Annotated in this window: 22 protein-coding genes; 12 read left to right on the top strand and 10 right to left on the bottom strand. The window is 68.5% G+C overall.

Annotation, left to right across the window (positions count from 1 at the left end; genetic code table 11):
- Window positions 1-6: 6 nt before the first annotated feature.
- Complete coding sequence (locus NV2_RS02910) at window positions 7-2,097, bottom strand: RecQ family ATP-dependent DNA helicase (RefSeq protein WP_067868615.1); 2,091 nt, start codon at window positions 2,095-2,097, stop codon at window positions 7-9.
- 92 nt (window positions 2,098-2,189) lie between these two features.
- Window positions 2,190-3,074: an alpha/beta fold hydrolase gene (locus NV2_RS02905; protein WP_067868613.1), complete on the bottom strand. Its 885-nt coding sequence runs from the start codon at window positions 3,072-3,074 to the stop codon at window positions 2,190-2,192.
- 152 nt (window positions 3,075-3,226) lie between these two features.
- On the opposite strand from NV2_RS02905, the gene NV2_RS02900 reads away from it, so the two are divergent.
- A complete protein-coding gene (locus tag NV2_RS02900; protein ID WP_067868611.1) occupies window positions 3,227-3,706 on the top strand; it encodes a hypothetical protein in 480 nt (159 codons plus the stop codon).
- 86 nt (window positions 3,707-3,792) lie between these two features.
- On the opposite strand, the gene NV2_RS02895 is transcribed toward NV2_RS02900, so the two are convergent.
- From NV2_RS02895 to NV2_RS02885, 3 genes are all read right to left on the bottom strand, one after another.
- Entirely contained in the window at window positions 3,793-5,016 is a 1,224-nt protein-coding gene (locus tag NV2_RS02895; protein WP_067868609.1) for an RtcB family protein, read from the bottom strand.
- A 95-nt stretch (window positions 5,017-5,111) separates the two neighbouring features.
- Entirely contained in the window at window positions 5,112-5,315 is a 204-nt protein-coding gene (locus NV2_RS02890; protein ID WP_084473788.1) for a hypothetical protein, read from the bottom strand.
- 42 nt (window positions 5,316-5,357) lie between these two features.
- Window positions 5,358-7,694: a LuxR C-terminal-related transcriptional regulator gene (locus NV2_RS02885; RefSeq protein WP_067868607.1), complete on the bottom strand. Its 2,337-nt coding sequence runs from the start codon at window positions 7,692-7,694 to the stop codon at window positions 5,358-5,360.
- Window positions 7,695-7,864: 170 nt separating this feature from the next.
- On the opposite strand from NV2_RS02885, the gene NV2_RS02880 reads away from it, so the two are divergent.
- Window positions 7,865-8,776, top strand: coding sequence for an LLM class F420-dependent oxidoreductase (locus tag NV2_RS02880; RefSeq protein ID WP_067868605.1), 912 nt, complete (start codon window positions 7,865-7,867; stop codon window positions 8,774-8,776).
- A 60-nt stretch (window positions 8,777-8,836) separates the two neighbouring features.
- The gene (locus NV2_RS02875; RefSeq protein WP_067869318.1) at window positions 8,837-9,199 is read left to right on the top strand and encodes an MmcQ/YjbR family DNA-binding protein; all 363 of its coding nucleotides are present in this window, start codon (window positions 8,837-8,839) and stop codon (window positions 9,197-9,199) included.
- Here NV2_RS02875 and NV2_RS02870 read toward each other — a convergent pair.
- The gene (locus tag NV2_RS02870; protein WP_067868601.1) at window positions 9,196-10,440 is read right to left on the bottom strand and encodes a bifunctional 3,4-dihydroxy-2-butanone-4-phosphate synthase/GTP cyclohydrolase II; all 1,245 of its coding nucleotides are present in this window, start codon (window positions 10,438-10,440) and stop codon (window positions 9,196-9,198) included. The two genes, NV2_RS02875 and NV2_RS02870, sit on opposite strands and share 4 nt — an antisense overlap.
- Before the next feature lie 129 nt (window positions 10,441-10,569).
- On the opposite strand from NV2_RS02870, the gene NV2_RS02865 reads away from it, so the two are divergent.
- Window positions 10,570-11,232 carry a class I SAM-dependent methyltransferase gene (locus tag NV2_RS02865; RefSeq protein WP_067868600.1) on the top strand — a complete coding sequence of 221 codons (663 nt, stop codon included), beginning with the start codon at window positions 10,570-10,572 and terminating at the stop codon, window positions 11,230-11,232.
- Between the two features lies 1 nt (window position 11,233).
- On the opposite strand, the gene NV2_RS02860 is transcribed toward NV2_RS02865, so the two are convergent.
- The 4 genes from NV2_RS02860 to NV2_RS02845 all read right to left on the bottom strand — a co-directional run bounded on the left by NV2_RS02860 (window position 11,234) and on the right by NV2_RS02845 (window position 14,316).
- Window positions 11,234-11,863, bottom strand: a complete 630-nt coding sequence (locus NV2_RS02860) for a PadR family transcriptional regulator (RefSeq protein ID WP_067868597.1) — start codon at window positions 11,861-11,863, stop codon at window positions 11,234-11,236.
- 36 nt (window positions 11,864-11,899) lie between these two features.
- Entirely contained in the window at window positions 11,900-12,772 is an 873-nt protein-coding gene (locus NV2_RS02855) for an IclR family transcriptional regulator (RefSeq protein WP_084473787.1), read from the bottom strand.
- 116 nt (window positions 12,773-12,888) lie between these two features.
- On the bottom strand, window positions 12,889-13,797 hold the full coding sequence (locus tag NV2_RS02850; RefSeq protein ID WP_084473786.1) for a ribokinase: 909 nt from the start codon (window positions 13,795-13,797) through the stop codon (window positions 12,889-12,891).
- A gap of 45 nt (window positions 13,798-13,842) precedes the next feature.
- Window positions 13,843-14,316 (bottom strand): SRPBCC family protein, encoded by a 474-nt coding sequence (locus NV2_RS02845; RefSeq protein ID WP_067868587.1) that lies wholly within the window; start codon window positions 14,314-14,316, stop codon window positions 13,843-13,845.
- 78 nt (window positions 14,317-14,394) lie between these two features.
- On the opposite strand from NV2_RS02845, the gene NV2_RS02840 reads away from it, so the two are divergent.
- From NV2_RS02840 to octT, 8 genes are all read left to right on the top strand, one after another.
- Window positions 14,395-15,663 (top strand): glutamate-5-semialdehyde dehydrogenase, encoded by a 1,269-nt coding sequence (locus NV2_RS02840; RefSeq protein ID WP_067868584.1) that lies wholly within the window; start codon window positions 14,395-14,397, stop codon window positions 15,661-15,663.
- A 128-nt stretch (window positions 15,664-15,791) separates the two neighbouring features.
- The gene (locus NV2_RS02835; RefSeq protein ID WP_247609854.1) at window positions 15,792-16,724 is read left to right on the top strand and encodes an AAA family ATPase; all 933 of its coding nucleotides are present in this window, start codon (window positions 15,792-15,794) and stop codon (window positions 16,722-16,724) included.
- 141 nt (window positions 16,725-16,865) lie between these two features.
- Complete coding sequence (locus NV2_RS02830) at window positions 16,866-18,233, top strand: vWA domain-containing protein (RefSeq protein ID WP_245662423.1); 1,368 nt, start codon at window positions 16,866-16,868, stop codon at window positions 18,231-18,233.
- A gap of 55 nt (window positions 18,234-18,288) precedes the next feature.
- Window positions 18,289-18,999 (top strand): hypothetical protein, encoded by a 711-nt coding sequence (locus NV2_RS02825; protein WP_067868577.1) that lies wholly within the window; start codon window positions 18,289-18,291, stop codon window positions 18,997-18,999.
- Between the two features lie 11 nt (window positions 19,000-19,010).
- Window positions 19,011-19,652 (top strand): nicotinate-nucleotide adenylyltransferase, encoded by a 642-nt coding sequence (gene nadD / locus NV2_RS02820; RefSeq protein ID WP_084473785.1) that lies wholly within the window; start codon window positions 19,011-19,013, stop codon window positions 19,650-19,652.
- Window positions 19,649-20,062 (top strand): ribosome silencing factor, encoded by a 414-nt coding sequence (gene rsfS, locus NV2_RS02815; protein ID WP_067868571.1) that lies wholly within the window; start codon window positions 19,649-19,651, stop codon window positions 20,060-20,062. The genes nadD and rsfS overlap by 4 nt, the downstream gene beginning before the upstream one ends.
- Window positions 20,059-20,748 (top strand): histidine phosphatase family protein, encoded by a 690-nt coding sequence (locus NV2_RS02810; RefSeq protein ID WP_067868567.1) that lies wholly within the window; start codon window positions 20,059-20,061, stop codon window positions 20,746-20,748. Before rsfS ends, NV2_RS02810 begins: the two co-directional genes overlap by 4 nt.
- A gap of 181 nt (window positions 20,749-20,929) precedes the next feature.
- Window positions 20,930-21,742, top strand: a complete 813-nt coding sequence (gene octT / locus NV2_RS02805) for a diglucosylglycerate octanoyltransferase (RefSeq protein WP_157102730.1) — start codon at window positions 20,930-20,932, stop codon at window positions 21,740-21,742.
- Window positions 21,743-21,745: the final 3 nt, after the last annotated feature.

The following is a 21,745-nucleotide window of genomic DNA, read 5'->3' as shown; positions in this document are numbered from 1 at the left end:
GTCGGCTCAGGTGGGTGTGGCGAGGGCGAAGGGCAGCACCGCCGGGGCACCCGCGTGGCGGAGGGTGCGGGCGGCGAGGGTGAGGGTCCAGCCCGTATCGGTGTGGATGTCGACCAGCAGGACGGGGGTGTCCAGGCCGGTGAGGTCGGGGGCTTCCCACGAGTCGAACAGGGCGGCGACGCGGTGGGCGGAGTTGGCGGCCGACACCGGCGGCCGGTCGGGACGAGTGTGCAGGATGCCGAGATCGGTGAGGCGGCCGATCTGCGCGAGGCGGGCGGCGAGGTCGGCGGCGAGCTTCGGGTGGGTGGCCGACTGCAGGGCCATGACCGCGCCGGGACGCTGCGTCCACTTCCATTCCCGCAGCACCGCGATGCAGGCCTCGACGATATGGCCCGGTGCCGGACCGTCGGGCGCGTCGAGCAGGGTGCGCAGCCGCTGCCCCCAACCCAGATCACTGAGCCGACCCAGTACCCGGCCCACCTCCGGGCCGTCGGATATCTTGCCCGACAGCGGAATTCCCAACGTGGACAGGCCGGTGGGCCACTGTTTGCGGGGGGCGAGGTCGATACCCGGGCGATCCAGACGGGTGCGGATGGCGGCGGTGTCGTCGGCGGAGACCGCGGTGTCGGCATGGTGACCGGTGCAGTTGTCGCAGCGGCCACAACCGGGGGCGTCGGCGGTGAGCCCTGGATCGTCGAGCTGACGGCGCAGAAAGTTCATCCGGCATTCGGTGGTGCTCTGATAATCGAGCATCGCCTGCTGTTCGGCAGCGCGCGCCCGATCGAGGCGTTCGTATCGCTCGGCGTCGTAGGACCACGGCATGCCGGTGGACAGCCAACCGCCACGCACCCGCCGCACCGCGCCGTCCACATCGAGCACCTTGAGCACCATCTCGAGCCGCGACCGACTCAGCTCCACCAACGGCTCCAGCGCCACCGTCGACATCGGCCGCTCGGAGTCGAGCGCGTCGAGTACCGAGCGCACCACCGATTCCTGTGGAAAGGCCACCGAGGCGAAGTAGTTCCAGATCTGGCGATCCTCCGGCCCGGGCAGCAGCAGAACCTCCGCGCGGGAGGTGGCGCGTCCGGCGCGGCCGACCTGCTGGTAGTAGGCGATGGGGGAGGACGGCGCACCGACGTGCACCACGAATCCGAGGTCGGGTTTGTCGAATCCCATCCCCAGCGCCGAGGTTGCCACCAACGCCTTGACCTCGTTGTCCAGCAGCGCCTGTTCGAGGGCCTCCCGTTCGGCCGGATCGGTGCGGCCGGTGTAGGCGGCGACCGGGTAGCCGTGGTCGGACAGCACGTCGGCCAGGTCGTGGGCGGCGGCCACGGTGAGGCTGTAGATGATTCCGGAACCGGGAAGTTCGGCGAGCCGGTTGCTCAGCCAGGTGGTGCGCTGCACCGCATCGGGAATCCGGACGACCGACAGGTGCAGCGACTCCCGGTCCAGCGTGCCGCGCAGTACCAGGGTGTCGGTGCCGATCTGTCCGGCCACGTCGGTGACGACGCGGTTGTTGGCGGTGGCGGTGGTCGCCAAGACCGGGATGTCCTCGCCGAGGTCCGCGATGAGAGTGCGGATGCGGCGGTAGTCCGGACGGAAGTCGTGGCCCCAGTCGGAGATGCAATGCGCCTCGTCGACGACCACCAGGCCGGCGTCGGCGGCCAGCTTCGGCAGCACGGTATCGCGGAAGTCGGGATTGTTCAGCCGTTCCGGGCTGACCAGCAGGACATCGACCGCGCCCGAGGTGACCCGCGCATGGATATCGTCCCATTCGGTGACATTGCCGGAGTTGATCGTCTCGGCCACCACTCCGGCCCGGCGGGCGGTGGCGACCTGGTTACGCATCAGCGCCAGCAGCGGTGACACGATCACCGTCGGGCCGCGGCCCTGTGCGCGCAGCAAGCGTGCGGCGATGAAGTACACCGCGGATTTACCCCAGCCGGTGCGCTGCACCACCAGGGCTCGGCGGCGCTGCACCACCAGCGCTTCGATGGCGGTCCACTGGTCCTCGCGCAGCCGTGCTCCGGGTCCGGCCAGCTCGCGCAGCAGGCTTTCGGCGGTGTCGCGCAACTCGGTCGTGGTCACGCGCTCCATCGTGCCCGAACCGACCGACAGATGCCGTCATCCGGTCCGGATCGGCACCAGCCGCACCCCGCCCACCGCGCCGGCCGGCGGTACCGGGGGATTCATCCTGTTTCGGCGGCCAGAGCGAGCAGTCGATCCCGGACCAGATCGGGTCGTTCCTCCGGAATGAAGTGCCCACATCCGTCGACGTATTCGACCGTGTAATCGTCGGCCCGCGCGGTCTCGGCGGCGGCGAGCGAGTGGTGAACGGCCGCATCGCGAGTACCGAACAGTGCGCGAATCGGGACGATCGCCCGCCGGCGTTCCGGGTTCCGCGCCGCGGGCAGCTCACGCAGCCAGAAGGTGCGGTAGGTGTCGGTGGCGGCACGGGCCGCCGCCGGAGTGCGAAAGCGCTCGGCGTAGATCGGCGCGACGTCCGGCCCGATCGCGCGGTCGGATGCGCCCAGCCGCAGCAGCCGGTCGACGAACGGCGTGTAGCGCTGCAGCGGCACACCGAATGCGGCGACCAGCGGCTGGTACATCAGGAAACGCCAGGCATGCGGTGCGAAGGTGCGAGCGGTGAGCCACGGATGGGCGATATTGAGCGGCAGATAGCCCTCGACGCGGCCGGGCTCGCGCAGCACCATCAGGAATCCGACGAAACCGCCCCAATCGTGTCCGGCGAGCAGCACCCGGTGCAGCCCGAGCTCGTCCAGCAGCGCCAGCAGATCGGAGGCGACGTCCTCCTTGGCCCAATGGTGTGGCGGCGGACCCGACCAGCCGTAACCGGGCAGATCGGGAGCGATGAGCCGCAGCCCGGCCGGCGGATCTGCGAGCAGATGCCGGAAGGCGTAGTGGTGCTGGGGCCAGCCGTGCAGCAGCAGCACCGGCCTGCCGTCGGGCACCCCGGCCTCGGTGATATGGAATCGGACCCCGCGGGCCTCGACGAAACTGCGTCGAACCCCGGGGATCTCGGGCGGTTGGCCAGCCTGGCGGATCGCAGTCATACCCGATGCTAACCACCGGCTGTCCGGGACCGCCACGCCACGAACGTTTTTCCGGCGCCTCGGGAAAATCCGGCCGCCAGGCAGGACAATGGGACCGAACAGGCTATGAGGTCCACTGGGCATGCGCGGCGAGTGCGGGAGGAACACCGGCGATGGCGAAGAAGTTCGAATCACCGGCGGGCTGGGCCCCGCCCGGGGCGCAATTCCAGAGTCGCGCACTCACCAACCGGACCACCGCCGGTGTCCTGGCCGGACTGATCGTGACCCCGATCGGCATCGCGTTCGCAGCCAAGGGTGGCGCCGATATCCGATCCTGGGTCATCGTGGGGGCAGTGACGGATCGGTGGACCGCGGCGCTGGAGATCGTGGGCGGCTCGCTGCTGCTGTTGCTGGTGGCGGCGATGGCCGCGTTCTCCCCGATGGGGACGGTCGCGGCGAGCCTGGTGTGGGGCCTGTTCCCGGGTGTGCTGCATCTACTCTTTCCCGGCGACACCTTGCGGCTGATCGGGGAGATCCCGTTCCTGGACGATTCGATGCAGGTGGCTCTGCATGCCTGGATCACCGACGGGTTCGCGCTCATCTCCGGAATGATGCTGCTCGGTGCCGCGCTGGCCGGAATGCTGCGGAAATAGATCCGGCCGGTCCGGCACGTCGTGACGACGTACCGGACCGGCCGATCCACCCCGGGCCGGGCGCTGCGATGCGGTTCGGTGCCGGCTCAGCCCTTCACACACAGCACCTGGCGGAGCTGGGCAACCACCTCGATCAGGTCCTGCTGGGCGGCGATGACGGAATCGATGTCCTTGTAGGCGGCCGGGATCTCGTCGATCACCCCGGCGTCCTTACGGGACTCCACACCGTCGGTCTGCGCGATCAGGTCCGACACACTGTACTGCCGCTTGGCAGCGTTGCGGCTCATCCGGCGCCCGGCACCGTGCGAGGCGGACCGGAACGAGGCCGGGTTGCCCTTCCCTCGCACCACATACGAGCGGGTGCCCATCGAACCGGGAATCAACGCCAGATCACCCGCGGCCGCCCGGACCGCGCCCTTGCGGGTCACCAACATGGGCATCCCGTCGATGGTCTCTTCCGCCACGTAGTTGTGGTGACAGGAGATCGGAGAGTCGAAATGCACCGGTAGCGTGTCGAATTCGTCATGTACCGCCGCGCACACCAGATCCAGCATCACCGCCCGATTGCGGGCAGCGTACTCCTGAGCCCAGCTCAGGTCCCGGCGGTAGGCATCCATTTCCGGTGTACCGGAAAGGAATACCGCCAGATCGCGATCGGGCAGATCCTGGTTCTGCGGCAACGACCGGGCCACCGAGATATGGCGATCGGCGAGTTCCTTACCGATATTGCGACTTCCGGAATGCAGCAGAATCCACACGTTCTGCTCGGTGTCGAGACATACCTCGATGAAGTGGTTCCCACCGCCGAGCGTGCCCATCTGCTTGTGCGCCTTGGACTCGCGCGGCGCCACGGCCGGGTCGAGGTCGGCGAACCGGCTCCAGAACCGTGACCAGCCGGCGCGCAGGGTGGTACCCGCGGCGCGCTGACCGTGCACCCGGACCTGCAGCGGGGTCACCTTCACCGGATCCTTGTGCGCAGCGAAACCGACCGGCACCGCAGCCTCGATCCGGGATCGCAGCGAACGCAGATCGTCGGGCAGGTCGGAGGCGGTCAGCGACGTCTTCACCGCTTCCATCCCGCATCCGATATCCACGCCCACCGCGGCCGGTGCCACTGCGTCCTTCATCGCGATGACGGATCCGACCGTGGCTCCCTTACCGAGATGCACATCCGGCATCACGCGGACGCCGTACACCCATTCGAGTTGCGAGAGGGTGCGCAGCTGCTGCAGCGCGCCCTGGTCGATCTCGTGCTCGTGGGCCCACATGAGCGTCTGCGCCTGGGAGCCGCGCAGCTCGACGGGAAACATGTTCGTGATCCTTCCGTGAACGAATAACGCTGTTCACGGTAGAGATCGCCGGAATGCGGCGCACCTGAATTTCCCCGGCTCGGCGCCGGGTACGACTACCGCGAGTAGTCGCGGAAGGTCATCACGAAGCCGACCGCCGCCACGGCGAACAGGGCGATGTAGACGATGACCTGCAGGGCGACGTTCGGCAGGTTGTGCACCCACAACCCGATGAAGAGCACCGCCAGGAGCATGGCCACTCCGTAGAACGGAGTGCGCTGGGGGTGGTCTCCCAGAGTGATCCGGTTTCCCATACCCATATCTCCACGGTACTCCGCGGCACAACCCCTGTGAACTGGTCCTCACAGCCCGTGATCGCGGGCCCAGCCCGCCACCTGGGTGCGCGAGGTGAAGCCCAGTTTGGTCAGGATGTGCTCGACGTGAGTTTCGGCGGTGCGCACCGAGATCACCAGTTCCGAGGCGATGCGTTTGTTGCTGTGACCGGCGGCGACCAGGCGCGCGACGTCGCGCTCGCGCCGGGTGAGCAGAGCCAGAGCGGTGGGGTCGGCGGAGGTGGGGGATCTCGATGCGGTGGAGGTTGCGGACGCAGCAGCGGTAGCGGGCCTGGTGGCTGCTGTGGCCCCGGTGGCCGCCGGGCCGGTGGCTGCGGTGCGGCCCAGTGCGTAGTCGATCGCCGCGGGTAGCGTCATCGCCGCACCGACCTCCAAGGCTTCACGGAAAGCTCTGTCACCCAGCTGTTTTCGAACCGATTCCCGCACCTGGGCGCCGATTGCACTGGACATCGAATCGGCCAGCCGCATCGTGTTGCGTTGCAGGGTTTCCGCGGCGCCCATCAGCCATGCCGCACGGTCCGTCTCGCCTCGGACCGCGGCCGACCAGGCCATGCCGTCGAACCCGGAAGCGAGCCACACGCAGCGGTCGAACAAGGCGAATTCCTCGATGGCACGGCCGAAGTAGTCCTCCGCGGAGTCCTGATCGTCGTTGCGCCAGGAGTCGATGCCGAGCATCCACAGGGCCAGGCCGCCGAGCATATGTGGCCCCCGACGCTGCGTGAGCGCGTGAAAATCACGGGCGATATCGGACGCACGATCCACGCCGAGCAGGGTGGCACACATGAAACCGAAAGCAAGGCTGTCCATTTCGGCACCGGCGTGGCGGTGTTCCCGGGCCATCGCCGCCGCCCGCTCCGCACGGTCGAGTGCCCGTTCGGTATCGGATTCGGTGAACGCGATCAGCGCGGCGCCCAGCTCCGCCTCGATCAGCAGCTCCCCGGCACCGAGAGCCGTTGCGGTATCGACACATTCCTCGTGCAACCGCACCGCCGATTCCCGGTCGGACAGCAGTGCCGCCAGCGAAGAGGCCGACGCCAGTGCTCGCGCACGTTCCCAGGTCGGCTCGGTGCTGCGGGCCAACGCGTCGGTGAGCCACCGGTATCCCTCGGAGAGGAATCGGTAGTGCTCCCAGAACGGGCGCAGCACGGTCGCGGTGACCAGCGCCGAGTGTGGTGCCTCGACCATCGAGAACTGCAGTGCCGAACGCAGATTCGCGTGTTCTCGATCCAGCTGGCGAAACCACGGCAGATCCTCGGCGGACGCATAGGCGCGCAGTCCGCGCAGGGCGATCGCGCCGTAGTGATCGCGGTGGCGGGTACGCATTCCGACTTCTTCGCCCGCCTCGGCGAGACGAGCATGGCCGAACTGGCGGATCGGTTCCAGCATCGAATAGCGCGGCGTGGACTCGTCGTACCGTAGCCGGACCACCGATTTGTCCACCAGCCCGGACAGCGCGTCGAGCAGAGACTGCGGGCCCGGTGGCACGATGCACACCGCCTCGGCGGCCTCGAGGTCGAAGCCACCGGTGAACACCGACAACTGGTGCCACAGCGCCTGTTCGGCCGGTGTACACAGTTCGTGGCTCCAGCGAATGGCGCCCTCGATGGTCTGCTGTCGCTGTGGCGCGGTCCGAGGTCCGGCACTGAGCAGACCGAGGGTGTCGTCGAGCCGGTCGCGGATCTGCTCCGGGGTGAACATCCGGAACCGCAGCGCCGCCAGCTCCAGCGCCAGCGGAATGCCGTCGAGACGGTGACAGATCGCAGCGAGGACCGGCCGGTTGGCGGGAGTGGGAGTGAAGGCCGGGTTGGCTGCGCGCGCCCGCTCGACCAGAAGTTGCAGTGCATCGCTGTCCTCGTCGGCGGCCGGGAGCGGGGCAACCGGCATCACCTGTTCGCCCGGGACACCGAGCACCTCCCGGCTGGTGGCCAGCACCGTGAGTTCGGAGGTGGCGCTGACCAGGTGTGCGACCAGATCGGCGCAGGCGCCGATCAGATGTTCGCAATTGTCGAGAATCAGGAGCAGCCGCTTGTCGGCGAGGAACTCGGTGAGCCGCTGCTGCGGCTCGGAGGTGTCGTCGCGCAGCTGTAGCGCCTCGGCGACACCGAGGGTGACCAGGTCCGGTTCGTGCACCTCGGCCAGCTCCACGAACCACACGCCGTCCGGAAAGGCCCGCGCCGCTGCCGCGCCGACCTGCTGGGACAACCGCGTCTTGCCCACCCCACCGGGACCCAGCAGGGTCAGGACCCGCGTCGCGGGCAGCATCCGCTTCGCGGTGGCCAGTTCCTCGCGGCGGCCGACGAAACTGGTGACCTCGGCGGGAAGATTCCCGGTGACACGCCGCGCCATGATCGCCAACCCTATACCCCGGATGAAACGGGGGCAGGCCACATCGCGGCTTCGCGGCCCGGAACCCGACGGATGCGGTGATCGGGAATAGTGTGGATCGTCGAACAGCTGTCGCTCTGACAGTTCACTCTGACCGTGAACTCGAGGACCCGTCGTATTCAGGAGGCCCGATGCGGATCGGCATCATGCTCAGCGAACAGACCGGCCCGGGAGCGCTCGCACGCGCCACCGACCAACTGCAGCAATTCGCGGACGAGGGCTTCGAATCAGCCTGGTTGTCACATATTTTCGGCCTCGACGCATTGACCACACTCGCGGTGGCGGGCAGCCGGGTTCCGAATATCGAACTCGGCACCGCTGTGGTGCCGACCTATCCGCGCCATCCCGGTGCGTTGGCCCAGCAGGCCCTGACCACCGCCCTGGCCGTCGGCCCCGGCCGGCTCACCCTCGGTATCGGGCTGTCGCACCAGATCGTGATCGAGAATATGTTCGGCTACGATTTCGGCCGCCCGGCCCGCCACATGAAGGAGTACCTGTCGATCCTGGGACCGCTGCTCGACGGTGAGCCGGTGTCCTACAGCGGTGAGACATTGTCGGCGAATCTGGGCCTGACCGCCGGTGAGACCGGCCGGGTGCCGGTGCTGGTCGCGGCGATGGGCACCCGCATGCTGCAGTTGGCCGCGCGGCGCACCGACGGCACCGTGCTGTGGATGACGGGCCCGGTCACCGTCGCCGAACATATCGCGCCCACCATCAACGCGGCCGCAGCCGAAGCCGGCCGTCCCGCCCCGCGTGTGGTCTGTGCCCTGCCGGTGTTGGTCACCGACGATGTGGACGAGGGCCGGGAGAAGGCGGCTGCTGCCTTCGGCCATTACGGTGCGCTGCCGTCGTATCGGGCGATGATGGATCGCGAAGGTGCGCAGGGGCCCGCGGATCTGGCGATCATCGGCACCGAGGAACAGGTCGCGGCCCGCATCGAGAAGGTGTTCGCGGCCGGCGCCACCGAGTTCGTCGCCGCGCCGTTCGTGGGCGGCGAGGCCGGTGCGCGCACCCGGGCGCTGCTCACCCGGCTGGCGGACTGAGCGGTGGCGCGGGCGGCCCGGCGGGCGCGGCTCGACGACGTGGCGCAGCTGGCCGCGGCGATGCCTCATGTGAGCGTGGTGCACGGCTCCCAGGGGAACCCGATCTACCAGGTCGGCGGCAAATCCTTCGTCTACTTCCGCACCCCGAGTCGCGACGCCACGGACCCCGATACCGGCGAGCGCTATCCGGACGTGATCATCTTCTGGGTGCCGTCGGAATCGGACAAACTCGCGCTGGTGCAGGATCCGGATTCGCCCTTCTTCACCACCGCCCATTTCGACGGACACCAGTCGGTCCTGCTGCGTGGCGCGCACGTCGGCGAACTCGACATCGACGAGCTCCGGGAGGTCGTACAGGACGCGTGGTTGTCGCGCGCCTCGGCCGCCCGGGCCCGGCGGTGGCTCGCCGGGGACCGGCTCTAGTTCGCGGCGGCGGAGACGGCGTCGAGCCCGGTCAGCTGATGCCGCATCCGCTCGCGCTTGGTGCGCAGGTAGTGCACGTTGTGCTCGGTCGGGTCGGTCTGCAGCGGGATCCGCCGGGTGACGGCGATACCGTGCGCGGCCAGCCCGGCTTCCTTGTCCGGGTTGTTGCTGAGCAACCGCACCGATTCCACCCCCAGATCGGTCAGGATCTGTGCGCCCGCATCGTAACGGCGGGCGTCGATCGGCAGGCCGAGGCGCAGATTCGCGTCGACGGTGTCGGCGCCGGCGTCCTGTAATTCGTAGGCGCGCAACTTGTTCAGCAGCCCGATGCCACGGCCTTCCTGACCGCGCAGATAAACAACCACACCGCGTCCCTCGGCGGCCACCGCGCGCAGTGACGCGTCGAGCTGTTCGCCGCAGTCGCAGCGCAGCGATCCGAAGGCATCGCCGGTGAGGCATTCCGAATGCAGCCGGGCCAGCACATCGACGCCGGCCGGATCGCCGTACGCCAGCGCCAGGTGTTCGACCGGCGGCTGGGTGCCGGATCCGGCGTCCTGGTAGCCGAACACCCGGAAATCGCCGTAGCGGGTGGGCAGCCGGGTCTGCGCGAGCCGGGTGATGGTGTGCTCACCGCGCCGGCGATGCTCGATGAGATCGGCGATGGAGATGATCGGCAGCGCGTGGGTCCGGGCAAAGGTGCGCAGCTGCGGGAGCCGCGCCATCGATCCGTCGTCGGCGACCACCTCGGCGATGACTCCGGCCGGGCGCAGTCCGGCCGCGCGCAGCAGGTCCACGGTGGCCTCGGTGTGACCGGGCCGGCCCAGCACGCCGCGCGGATGTGCCCGCAGCGGGAACACGTGCCCGGGGCGGGTGAGGTCGGCAGCGCCGGTGCGGGGGTCGGCCAGCAACCGCATGGTGCGGGCTCGATCGGCCGCCGAGATCCCGGTGCTGATTCCCGTGGCGGCATCGACCGAGACGGTGTAGGCGGTCCCCTTCGGATCCTCGTTGACCGCGGTCATCGGGGGCAGTGACAAGCGGTCGAGATCGGCGCCGGGCATCGGCACACACAACACGCCACTGGTGTGGCGAACCAGGAAGCCGATGGTCTCCGCGGTCGCGAATTCCGCGGCCAGCACCAGGTCGCCCTCGTTCTCGCGGTCCTCGTCGTCGACCACCACCACGGGGCGGCCGGCAGCCAGGGCGTCGAGTGCTTTCTGGATGGAATCGAATTCACCGGACATCGTGCACCTCCTGCTATGCCTAATAGAAATATGCGAACTGTGCGGTCGCCAGGAAGGGTTCCGCTCAGTGAGATTCTGGAATTCCGCCGATCTTGACCTCGAGTGAAGTTGAGGGTGCACGCTGGTGTCATGGCACAGACCACAGAGTTCTGGAACACCGTCTACGACAACGACACCGCGCCCTGGGTGATCGGCGAGCCGCAGCCCGCCGTCCTCGAGATCGAGAGTGCGGGGCTCATCAGCGGCCGGGTCCTCGATATCGGCGCCGGCGCCGGCGAGCACACCATCGCGCTGGCCGCCCGCGGGTACGACGTGCTGGGCGTCGACCTGTCGCCGAGTGCGGTCGAGTACGCCCGTCGCAACGCGGCGGACAAGGCAGTGCCGACCGCACGTTTCCAGGTCGTCGACGCGGTACGGCTCGGCGCCGACCCCGCCGCGGCCGCGGAACTCGGCGTGTTCGACACGATCGTCGACAGCGCGCTGTTCCATGTCTTCCGCGATGAACCCGACACCCGCGCCACCTATGTGCGGGCCCTGCATGCGCTGTGCGCGCCCGGCGGGCTGGTGCATCTGCTGGCGCTGTCGGATTCCGAACCCGGAATCGGTCCGCGGATCAGCGATCAACTCATCCGCGACTCGTTCGGGGACGGCTGGAAACTGGAGCAGCTGCAGCCCTCGCGTTACCGTGGCCGGATCACCGGACTCGTCGCGGAAGAGGCCCGCGACCTGGAGGTGTCCGACAACAGCATCGTCGAGACCGCCGCCTGGCTGGCCCGGATCCGCCGCGTGTAGATCATTCGGGGGGTACCGGGGCCAGTGGGGATTCGCGGCTGCGGGGCAGTCTGCCTCGTGTGTTCAGCATCTCCAGATCGGTGAGTAGATCCTCGGCGAGTTGCCGCTCGGCCTCGTAGTGGCGCACACACCAGCGCAGTACCGCGCTGGGAAAGGCCCACTGCGGGTCCGAGTCGGAGTCCGCGGCATCGGTGGTGGCGGCATCCGCGACAGCACGCCGGCGCATCTGTTCGGCGTAGTCGATGTGCTCGGTGAGGATGTCACGCAGCCGGTCCGGTTCGGCGAGATGGCCGAGCCAGGCCCGCAGCAGCACACTGTGTTTGAGCACCGGTGCCTCGACCGGTGAATGATTGACCCAGTGCGCCACCGCATCCCGGCCGGTGTCGGTGATCGCGTACATCCGTTTGCCGCGGACCCCGTCGTCGGAGGTCACGGTCCGGGAGACGACGTAGCCGTGTTTCTCGAGTCGTTTGAGTTCGGAGTAGATCTGACTGAACGACGGGCTCCAATAGAAGAATTGCAGACTCCAGTCGGCCCATTTCTTGAGGTCGTAACCCGACAGTTCATCCGTGTGCGACAGCATTCCGAGCACGGCCCACGAGGTGGTCGGCAGATCGGTGCCAGGTGCCATGGTGCGAGTTCTATCGTTCGATCGTCCGGACAGTGCTCAGCGCCGCCGGGAGTGGTGCGGGGTCGCCAGGGCACGGCCGACCTCGTGCGCGACCTCGAGGACGACCCGGGCCACCCGGTCGAAGCTCATCCCGTCGACCCGCCCGGTCAGCGACAGTGCGGCCGGAGGGGTGCCGCGTCCCCGCAGCGGTGCCGCGACGCACGCGGTACCGGCCACGGCCTCCTCGCGATCGACGGCCACCCCCTGACGCAAGCGGATCTGACCGAGTTCGCGATGCAGCGCGTCGGGTTCGCACAGGGTGCGGGCGGTCAGACGCGGCATCCGGGTACGGAAGGCGGCCTCCGCTATGGGCGGCTCCAGCGTCGCGAGCATCGCTTTGCCCAGCGCCGTCGCGTGCGCGGGCATCCGGCCACCGAGCCGGGTCGGCAGGGATGCGGCGAACCGGCCCCCCGCCTTGTCGAGGTACACCACCTCGCGACCGTCGAGCACCGCGAGATGTCCCACCATCCCGGTGCGCTGGGACAACTCGTGCAGCAGCGGGCTCACCTCGTCGCGGATCTCGTTGTGGTCGGCGGTCAGGCCACCCAGTTCGAGGGTGCGCATGCCCAGTCGGTACCCACCGGCGGAGTGCGCCAGCCAGCGCAGCCGGATCATCTGGTCCAGGATGCGGTGCACGGTCGAACGCGGCAGCCCGGTCCGCTCGACGATCTCCAGCAGTGTCAGGGTGGGCGTGGTGACGTCGAAGGCGTCGAGAATCAGCGTCATCCGCTCGATCATCGACACGGGGGTCGCGCCGGAGCGCGCAGCCTGAGCGGTGCGATGAGTGGTGGTCCGCACCGTGGTGTCCGTCGACGCGTGGTGCGTGGCGGTGGTGGCGCGTTCCGCGGCGGGCAGCACGGTGACGGTCATGGGTACCTCCGGTAGCTCATATGCACTGTAGGTCTATGTCGATCAGGCATATGTCGGTTCAAACGTGTGTTACCAGTCACAGTGGCTGCATACCCACCGTCGGCGAATCGGTAGAACTACGTATGTCGTACCGAAAGTTGCCCGGTGAGCGGGTCTGGCGGTTGTCTGCGTAGTAGGTGGACGATGCGCTGGATCTCGGACGCGACCGGGATGGCAGCGATCGCGCCGAGCGTGGTCACGGCCAGTGCGCCCGCGGTACAGGCCCATGCCAGGGCGGCCTCGGGGCCCTCGTCCCAGCGTGCGGCCAGCGCGCCCGTGAAGGCATCCCCGGCGCCGGTGGTATCGACCACCTCGACCGCCACACCCGGGTGGGTGACACTGTCCCGCGGGCCCCGGTAGGTCGCGCCCGCGCCGCCGCGGGTGGTCAGTACGTGGTCGACGCCTTCGAGTTCCGCGCTCAGTCGCTCGGCTTCCCCCTCGTTGACCACGGCGATATCGACCAGCTCCCACAGCTGCGGGGACAGTGGCTGCGCGGGTGAGGGATTGAGCAGCACCAGGGTGTCGTGTGCGCGGGCATGCCGGGCCGCCTCGGCAACGGTGTCCACCGGAATCTCCAACTGGCAGAGCAGGATATCGGCCTCGGCGATGATGTCGCGGTCGGTATCGGTGAGCGCGGTGAGCCGGGTGTTCGATCCGCCGACCACGATGATCGAGTTCTCCCCGGAATCGTCGACGACGATGCAGGCCACCCCGCTGGACCCGTCGCTCGTGCGCAGCCCGGCGGTACCTACCTCGTTGTCCTCGAGAACCTTTCGCAACTCCGTGCCGAAGACGTCGGTTCCGGTGGCGCCGATGAAATCGACCTGCGCGCCCGAGCGGCGTGCCGCGATCGCCTGGTTGGCGCCCTTACCACCGGGCAGCATGTCGAAGGAGATGCCGAGGATGGTTTCACCGGGCAGCGGTGGCCGCGGCGTCCGCGTCACCAGATCCATATTGATGCTGCCCACCACTGCGATCCGTGCCATCTACGCACCCTACGCACGCTAGCGCCGGGTAGCCGAGAACACTGCTCAGTCGTCGTCGGACACCGCCGCCGTGGCCAGCCGATCGATGGACCGGAGCAGCTTGTCCGGCGTGGTGGCGCGGGCGCGTGGCAGGCGGGTCTCTTCGGTGAGCGCGGACCAGTCGTAGGTATGGCGCACCAGCGTTCGCCGGTCGTCGATCGGTTCCAGTTCCCACCGCCACAGATGTCCGGGTGGCTGCCGGCCTTCCTCGGCCGGCCGCCAGGCGATCAGTCGTCCCTCGTCGAACTCCACGACGTGGTTCTCGCGCACGCTGCCGGTCGTGATCGTCATGGTGAACACGGCACCGGTGCCCCGCACCCGCTGCCCCCGCGGCGCCTGTTCCAGATTGTCGTTGCCGTCCCACTGCGGCTGCCGTGCCGGATCGGCGATCAGCTCGAAGATCCGGGCGGGCGGGGCGGCGATCTCCCGCTCCGCCGAGACGACTCCGGTGTCGGTGGGCCTACGAATTTCAGCGGTCATCGGTCCATCGAAACATGAGGCGAGACCGAATTCGATGCGTCGTTTCCCACCGGAGGCCAGGTCAGTAGGCTGTTGGCCATGACTGCTGGAACTGTCGGCGAAGTGGATACCGTGCGCGAGGCGGTGCATGAGGCGGCGCGGCGGGCGCGGGTGGCGTCACGGGTGCTCGCTCAGCTGACCACCGCGCGCAAGGATGCGGCACTGCATGCCGCGGCCGACGCGCTGCTCGCAGCGAAGGATACGGTGCTGGCCGCCAATGCTCGTGACATCGCCGCCGCGGAGGCCGCGGGTATCGAGGCATCGCTGCTGGACCGGCTGCGGTTGACCCAGCCACGGATCGACGGCATCGCCTCCGGACTGCGACAGGTCGCAGGTCTGCCGGACCCGGTGGGTGTGGTGCTGCGCGGTTCCACCCTGGCCAACGGGCTCGAGATCCGGCAGGTACGGGTGCCGCTCGGCGTGGTCGGCATGGTGTACGAGGCGCGCCCCAATGTCACGGTCGACGCTTTCGGGCTGGCGCTGAAATCCGGGAACGCCGCGCTGCTGCGCGGGTCGTCCTCGGCCGCGCACTCCAATGCCGCGTTGGTCGAGGTCATGCGGGATGCATTGCGAGCACAGGACATTCCGGCCGACGCGGTGCAGTTGCTGCCCAGCGAAGACCGGTCGAGTGTCACCCATCTGATCCGGGCGCGGGGTCTGGTGGATGTGGTCATTCCGCGTGGTGGTGCCGGGCTGATCAACGCGGTCGTGCGCGATGCGCTGGTGCCGACCATCGAAACCGGCACCGGTAACTGCCACGTCTATGTCCACGCGGGTGCGGACCTGGACATGGCCGAATCCATCCTGCTGAACTCCAAGACCCGCCGCCCCAGCGTGTGCAATACCGCGGAGACGGTGCTGATCGACCGCGCCATCGCCGAGACCGCGGTCGCGCGGCTCACCGGCGCGCTGGAACAGGCGCAGGTGACCGTGCACGGTGATCTGCCCGGCCTGGTTCCGGCCACCGCCGACGACTGGGCGCAGGAGTACCTGTCGCTGGATATCGCGCTCAAGGTCGTCGACGATCTCGATGCCGCGGTCGACCACATCAACGAGTGGGGAACCGGCCACACCGAGGCCATCGTGACTGCCGATCTGTCCGCCGCGCGCGAATTCACCGCCCGGGTCGACGCGGCCGCTGTCATGGTCAACGCGTCCACGGCGTTCACCGACGGCGAGCAGTTCGGGTTCGGCGCCGAGATCGGTATCTCCACCCAGAAACTGCACGCGCGCGGCCCGATGGCGCTGCCCGAGCTGACCTCCACCAAGTGGATCGTCTGGGGTGACGGGCAGGTGCGCCCGAGCTGACCCGAGACCGGTGGCGACGCTACTGCCGCCGCCACCGGTGTCTCGGATACGGGCAGGCGTGTGTACCGTCGTGAACACGTGTTCTTTACGGTGCATACCTGTGGTGGGCTGCGCTGTTGTTCATCGATATGGGCGGGTGCTCGGTTCCGGCCCGTCGAAGGAGGGCCGCAACTGTGCAGGAATCCGTGCACGAGCCGATCTTCGCATCGGTCGACGATGTGCTGGACCGGCTGGCGACAACCGGCTATCTGGCCGACAAGGCGACCGCGACCTCGGTGTTCCTCGCCGACCGACTCGGTAAGCCGCTGCTCATCGAGGGCCCGGCGGGGGTCGGCAAAACCGAACTGTCCCGCGCGGTCGCCCAGGTGGCCGGGGCCGAACTGGTCCGCCTGCAGTGCTACGAAGGCATCGACGAGGCCCGCGCGCTCTACGAGTGGAACCATGCCAAGCAGATCCTGCGCATCCAGTCCACCGGTGCCGCCGGTGGCGACAACGGCTGGGCCGAAACGAAAGCCGACGTGTTCAGCGAGGAGTTCCTGCTGTCACGCCCGCTGCTGACCGCGATCCGGCGCACCGAACCGACGGTGCTGCTCATCGACGAGGCCGACAAGGCCGATGTCGAGATCGAGGGGCTGATGCTCGAGGTGCTCAGCGACTTCGCGGTCACCGTCCCGGAACTGGGCACCATCACCGCGACCCGCCGCCCGTTCGCGGTGTTGACCTCCAACGCCACCCGTGAGCTGTCGGAGGCCCTCAAGCGTCGCTGCCTCTACCTGCATATCGACTTCCCGGACGAGGAACTCGAACGTCGCATCCTGGCGAGCCGGGTGCCGGAGCTGAAACCTGCCGTGGCCGCCCAGCTGGTCCGGGTCGTGCACGTGCTGCGCGGGATGGCGTTGAAGAAGCTGCCGTCGGTCGCGGAGTCGATCGACTGGGCGCGCACCCTGCTGGCACTGGGGATGCACGATCTCGACGACAACACCGTGCGTGCGACCCTGGGCGTGGTCCTCAAGCATCAGAGCGATCACCAGCGCGCGCTGGCCGAACTGAAACTGGCCTGAGCCGTGACCGGTAAGCGCGTCACCGCCCGCGACCTGGTCGCCTCGGCGCGGCGAACCGGCGCCGGCGGACGCGGCTCCGGTGCCTCGCAGCCGGGTGCGCCCGAGCCCGGACAGCTCGCACCGCACGGCCTGTCCGGACATGTGGTCGGCTTCGTGGAAGCCTTGCGAGCCAGAGGAATTCCGGTGGGGCCGTCGGAGACCGTGGATGCCGGCCAGGTACTCACCGTGGTCGATCTGATGGACCGCGAGATGCTGCGCGAAGGGCTGGCCTGCGCCCTGCTGCGGCGGCCCACCCAGCGGGCCACCTTCGACGGGCTGTTCGAACTGTGGTTTCCGGCGGCGCTGGGCGAGCGGTCCGGTGCCGAGGACATCGAGTTGCCGCGCCGCGACGACGGCGAGATCGATCTGTTCGAGCTGCGCCGGCTGCTGGCCGAGATGCTGGGTGGTGAACCCGGCGAGGAACAGCAGCGGCAGTTGCAGAACCTGGCCGCGCAGATGGTCGAGCAGATGGGGCAGTACCAGTCCGCGAACGGGCCCTCCTTCTCGGCGTATCAGACGCTGAAGGATGTGCAGCCCGAGGTCCTGATCAGCAAGATTCTCGCGGGACTGGCCGGCGGCGTCGACAACTCCGAGTTCGATACCGAGGTGGCGCGCCGCGCGGCCCGTACCCGGGTGAAGGAGTTCCGCGCCACGGTGGAGGCCGAAACCCGGCGCCGGGTCGCCGAACGACTGGGCCGCGAACGGGTCGCGAAATACGGTGTGCAACGTCAGGCCGAGGAGGCCGACTTCCTGCGCATCTCCGAGAACGAACTGGCCGAGCTACGGCGTAGCTCGCAGCGCCTGGCGCGGGTGCTGGCCTCTCGGCTGGCCGCGCGCCGACGACGTGCCCGGCGCGGCGAGATCGATCTGCGCAAGACACTGCGCCGGTCCATGTCGACCGGCGGCGTACCGATCGACCTGGTGAGCCGCAAACCCCGGCCGGGCCGCCCGGATCTGGTCCTGCTGTGCGATATCTCGGGTTCGGTGGCGGGCTTCTCCAGTTTCACCATGCTGCTGGTGGATTCACTGCGCGAGCAGTTCTCCCGGGTGCGGATCTTCGCGTTCGTCGACCAGGTGGACGAGGTGACCCATCTGTTCGATCAGAGCACTCCGCTGGACCAGGTGACCCGGCGTATCTTCACCGAAACTCAGGTCGTCGGATTCGAGGGACACTCCGATTACGGTGCGGCACTGCAAGGCTTCGCGCGGGACTGGCCGGACGCGGTGACCAGCCGCACCTCGCTGCTGATCCTCGGTGATGCCCGCACCAACTACCGCGATCCGGCGCTGAACACGCTGAGCGGACTGGTCGAGGTGGCCAAGCATGCGCACTGGCTCAATCCGGAGGCGGAGAAGATGTGGGGGTCGGGCGATTCGGCCGCCGACCGCTATGCCGGGGTGATCGATATGCACGAATGCCGTTCGGCACGTCAGTTGACCGCGGTGGTGAGCAGGTTGCTGCCGGTGTAACCGGTGATCAGCGTTCGTTAAGCGATTGCCAAGCCGGCAGCAGGATCATTCGCGGGTGCCGAGCCCATCGGGGGAGTTCGCTGACGATATCCCCGCCGACCAGTCGTGCGTCCGTGCGGCGCGTCAGCGTATCGACCTGTCCGACGCGCCCGGTGCGAGAGCACAGGCGCTGATCGAGTCGGCTACCGCGCTGCTCGCGACCGCGCCCGCCGAAACCGAGCGGATTCTGCTGCAGGTCTTGGGAACAGGCGCGGAGATGCTGGACCGTGAGCAGTGTGCCCGGATTCGCTCCCTGGTGGTGACGGCGGTAGCCCAGCAGCCCGGCCGGGAGGAGGACCTCGTCGACGCGGCCTTGGCCGCGGCCCGCAGCTGGGCGGGAATCTCCGCGGCGGACGCCGCGCACCACACCGTGGTCGCGGCTCGGATCCGGTACCGCGGCGGCGACCGTGCCTCGGCGGGGCAGCTGCTCGCTACTGCGCTGCACAGTGGTGCGCTGCCGTACCCGCCGGAGGAAATCGCCGTGCTGTACGAATTGCTGGGCCGCTGTCTGCAGGAGCGGCTTCGACATCGGGACGCGGCGAATGCCTATCGTGCGGGTGCGGATCTGATCGCCGGCGACGCGTGCTGGGCCGAGCTGCATGCGGATCTGGCCGCCGCTGCCGACCGTTGCCGGAATCGTGACGGACAGCGCCGTGACCCGGGCAGGGGCGACGGGCGACAGGGCGGGGTCGACGGGGAAAAGGACCTTCCGGGCCAGGACCAGTAAAGTCGGCGTTCGTGCACAAGACAGGCCGGCGCAAACTGGGCGTGATGGGCGGTACGTTCGATCCGATCCATCACGGGCACCTGGTTGCCGCCAGTGAGGTCGCCAACCGTTTCGACCTCGACGAAGTAATTTTCGTACCCACCGGGCAGCCGTGGCAGAAGTCCGCGCGCCAGGTCTCCGCGGCCGAGGACCGGTATCTGATGACCGTGATCGCCACCGCGTCCAATCCACGGTTCTCGGTCAGTCGCGCCGACATCGACCGGGAGAAGGCCACCTACACCGTCGATACCCTGCGTGACCTGCAGAATCAGCATCCGGACGCGGATTTGCACTTCATCACGGGTGCGGACGCGCTGGCCAGCATCCTCACATGGCAGGATTGGGCGGAACTGTTCGAGCTGGCGAAGTTCGTCGGGGTGAGCCGTCCGGGGTACGAATTGAATGTCGACCATCTCGAGGCGCACCTGCGGGATCAGCCGGCCGATGCGGTCACCGTCATCGAGATCCCGGCCCTGGCGATCTCGTCGAGCGAATGCCGTCGCCGCGCCGCCGAGGGGCGTCCGGTGTGGTACCTCGTTCCCGACGGCGTCGTGCAGTACATATCGAAGCGGCACCTGTACGTGCCGGTAGGGAACGGGAAGGTGGGCACATGACTGCATCGGGACAGGCGGTGGAGATGTCGCGGATCGCGGCCCTGGCCGCGGACGAGAAGCTGGCGACCGATGTCGTCGTGCTGGACGTCTCGGATCAGCTGGTGATCACCGATTGCTTCGTCATCGCCTCGGCGCCGAACGAGCGGCAGGTGAACTCGATCGTCGACAATGTCGAGGAGAAGCTGCGCGAGGCCGGGCACAAGCCGGTCCGTCGCGAGGGGGCGCGGGAAGGCCGCTGGGTGCTCCTCGACTACATCGATGTGGTGGTGCACATTCAGCACAGCGACGAACGCAATTTCTATGCGCTGGAACGGCTGTGGAAGGACTGCCCGCCGGTGGAGGTGCCGGGCCTCGCCGCGCCCGCGCCGACTGCCGAAGCCGGCACCGAGGCTTCCGAGGACCCCGCGTGACCGATAGCGCAGGCGCGGGCTCGCGAGCGAGCAAGTATCCCGACGCGCGACGTCTGATTCTGTTGCGGCACGGGCAGACCGAGTGGAATGCCGCCGATCGTATGCAGGGGCAGATCGATACCGAGCTCAGCGAACTCGGTCGACGGCAAGCCAAGGATGCTGCGCGCGAACTCGTTTCCCAGGACGCGGTAGCTATCGTCAGCTCGGACCTGCGGCGCGCCTACGACACCGCGGTGGCCCTGTCCGAATGCAGCGGCCTCGAGGTCGTCCGCGATACCCGGCTGCGCGAGACGAGTCTGGGGGAATGGGAAGGGCTCGACCACCTCGAGGTGGATGCGCGGTACCCGGGTGCACGTAAGGCGTGGCGGCTCGATCCGACGGTGACCCCGCCCGGCGGCGAGAGCAAACTCGAGGTCGGTGCCCGGGCGCTGCCGGTGGTGCGTGAGCTGTACGCCGAACGCACCGACTGGCCCGGCCGCACCGTCATCCTGGTTGCCCACGGTGGGCTGATCGCGGCGCTGACCGCCGCGCTGCTGGAACTGCCCGAGCACAAATGGCCGATCCTCGGTGGACTGGCCAATACCAGCTGGGTACAGCTGAGCAGTCACGGTCCCGATATCGACCAGCCCGGATGGCGGCTGGATGTGTGGAATGCGGCGGCCAAGGTAGCGCCCGATGTCCTCTGAACCCACCCCCCACACCGCCGGCGACGACCCGGACGACACGGCGCGCCGGGTGTCCGACGAACAGTTGCGCCGGGCCTCCGAGGGGCCGGTACGGCAGATACCGGATGCCCTGTTCGGTCCGGCCACTCCGGCCGCCGCACCCGATTCCGAGCCGGCGCCCGGCGCGCCGAACGCCGATGCGATGTCCGGTGTCGACGAGGCGGTATCGGAAGCGGATTCCGCGCCGGTGCCATTGCCGGATACGGTCGCGCCGGGTCCAGGAGGTGGCGCGCAACGTCCGGTACTGGTCGTGCTCGCGGATTCGCTGTCGTATTTCGGGCCCGAGGGCGGTCTGCCTGCCGATCATCCCGCGATCTGGCCGAATCTGGTGGCAGCGGAACTGGATTGGGATGTCGAGCTGGTGGCGCGGATCGGCTGGACCTGCCGCGACGCCTATTGGGCACTGATCGGAGATCCGCGGGTGTGGGCCGCCGTACCGCGCGCAGGTGCCGTGGTCGTGGCGACAGGTGGCATGGACACCCTGCCCTCGCCGCTGCCCACCGCGCTGCGTGAGCTGATCCGTTATCTGCGCCCGCCGCTGCTACGACGCCAGGTACGCACCGGTTATCAGTGGCTGCAGCCGCGGCTGTCGAAACTCGGTCGGCCGGTGGCGCTTCCGCCACATGTGAGTATCGACTATCTGGAGCAGTCGCGCCACGCGTTGGCTCAGCTGCGCCCGGAACTGCCGGTCGTATCGGTCCTGCCCTCGGTACACGATTGCGATGCCTACGGGCGGGTGCACTCGGGCCGGGAGCCGGCGGTTCGCGCACTGCGCGACTGGTCGGCGAAATCCGGTGTGCCGCTGGTCGATCTGGGAGAGGCCGTGCGCGAGAACATTTTCTCCGGTGATTCGAATCCGGACGGCATCCACTGGGGATGGGAGGGACACGCCGCGGTGGCGCGGGCAATGGTGAAGGTGCTGTCGGAGGTGCGCTCGGCCGAGGCCGGGGCATGAACC

It is taken from the genome of Nocardia vermiculata NBRC 100427 (genome assembly GCF_001613265.1).
GTDB classification, from domain to species: Bacteria; Actinomycetota; Actinomycetes; order Mycobacteriales; family Mycobacteriaceae; genus Nocardia; species Nocardia vermiculata.
Note: the sequence above shows the minus strand (reverse complement) of the source record. Positions and strands in the feature narration are given on the sequence as shown.

Excerpts from the sequence above, each read along its gene's own strand:
- NV2_RS02910 (WP_067868615.1), bottom strand. The coding sequence starts at position 2,097 with ATGGAGCGCGTGACCACGACCGAGTTGCGCGACACCGCCGAAAGCCTG.
- NV2_RS02905 (WP_067868613.1), bottom strand. The coding sequence starts at position 3,074 with ATGACTGCGATCCGCCAGGCTGGCCAACCGCCCGAGATCCCCGGGGTT.
- NV2_RS02900 (WP_067868611.1), top strand. The coding sequence starts at position 3,227 with ATGGCGAAGAAGTTCGAATCACCGGCGGGCTGGGCCCCGCCCGGGGCG.
- NV2_RS02895 (WP_067868609.1), bottom strand. The coding sequence starts at position 5,016 with ATGTTTCCCGTCGAGCTGCGCGGCTCCCAGGCGCAGACGCTCATGTGG.
- NV2_RS02890 (WP_084473788.1), bottom strand. The coding sequence starts at position 5,315 with ATGGGTATGGGAAACCGGATCACTCTGGGAGACCACCCCCAGCGCACT.
- NV2_RS02885 (WP_067868607.1), bottom strand. The coding sequence starts at position 7,694 with ATGGCGCGGCGTGTCACCGGGAATCTTCCCGCCGAGGTCACCAGTTTC.
- NV2_RS02880 (WP_067868605.1), top strand. The coding sequence starts at position 7,865 with ATGCGGATCGGCATCATGCTCAGCGAACAGACCGGCCCGGGAGCGCTC.
- NV2_RS02875 (WP_067869318.1), top strand. The coding sequence starts at position 8,837 with ATGCCTCATGTGAGCGTGGTGCACGGCTCCCAGGGGAACCCGATCTAC.
- NV2_RS02870 (WP_067868601.1), bottom strand. The coding sequence starts at position 10,440 with ATGTCCGGTGAATTCGATTCCATCCAGAAAGCACTCGACGCCCTGGCT.
- NV2_RS02865 (WP_067868600.1), top strand. The coding sequence starts at position 10,570 with ATGGCACAGACCACAGAGTTCTGGAACACCGTCTACGACAACGACACC.
- NV2_RS02860 (WP_067868597.1), bottom strand. The coding sequence starts at position 11,863 with ATGGCACCTGGCACCGATCTGCCGACCACCTCGTGGGCCGTGCTCGGA.
- NV2_RS02855 (WP_084473787.1), bottom strand. The coding sequence starts at position 12,772 with ATGACCGTCACCGTGCTGCCCGCCGCGGAACGCGCCACCACCGCCACG.
- NV2_RS02850 (WP_084473786.1), bottom strand. The coding sequence starts at position 13,797 with ATGGCACGGATCGCAGTGGTGGGCAGCATCAATATGGATCTGGTGACG.
- NV2_RS02845 (WP_067868587.1), bottom strand. The coding sequence starts at position 14,316 with ATGACCGCTGAAATTCGTAGGCCCACCGACACCGGAGTCGTCTCGGCG.
- NV2_RS02840 (WP_067868584.1), top strand. The coding sequence starts at position 14,395 with ATGACTGCTGGAACTGTCGGCGAAGTGGATACCGTGCGCGAGGCGGTG.
- NV2_RS02835 (WP_247609854.1), top strand. The coding sequence starts at position 15,792 with ATGGGCGGGTGCTCGGTTCCGGCCCGTCGAAGGAGGGCCGCAACTGTG.
- rsfS (WP_067868571.1), top strand. The coding sequence starts at position 19,649 with ATGACTGCATCGGGACAGGCGGTGGAGATGTCGCGGATCGCGGCCCTG.
- octT (WP_157102730.1), top strand. The coding sequence starts at position 20,930 with ATGTCCGGTGTCGACGAGGCGGTATCGGAAGCGGATTCCGCGCCGGTG.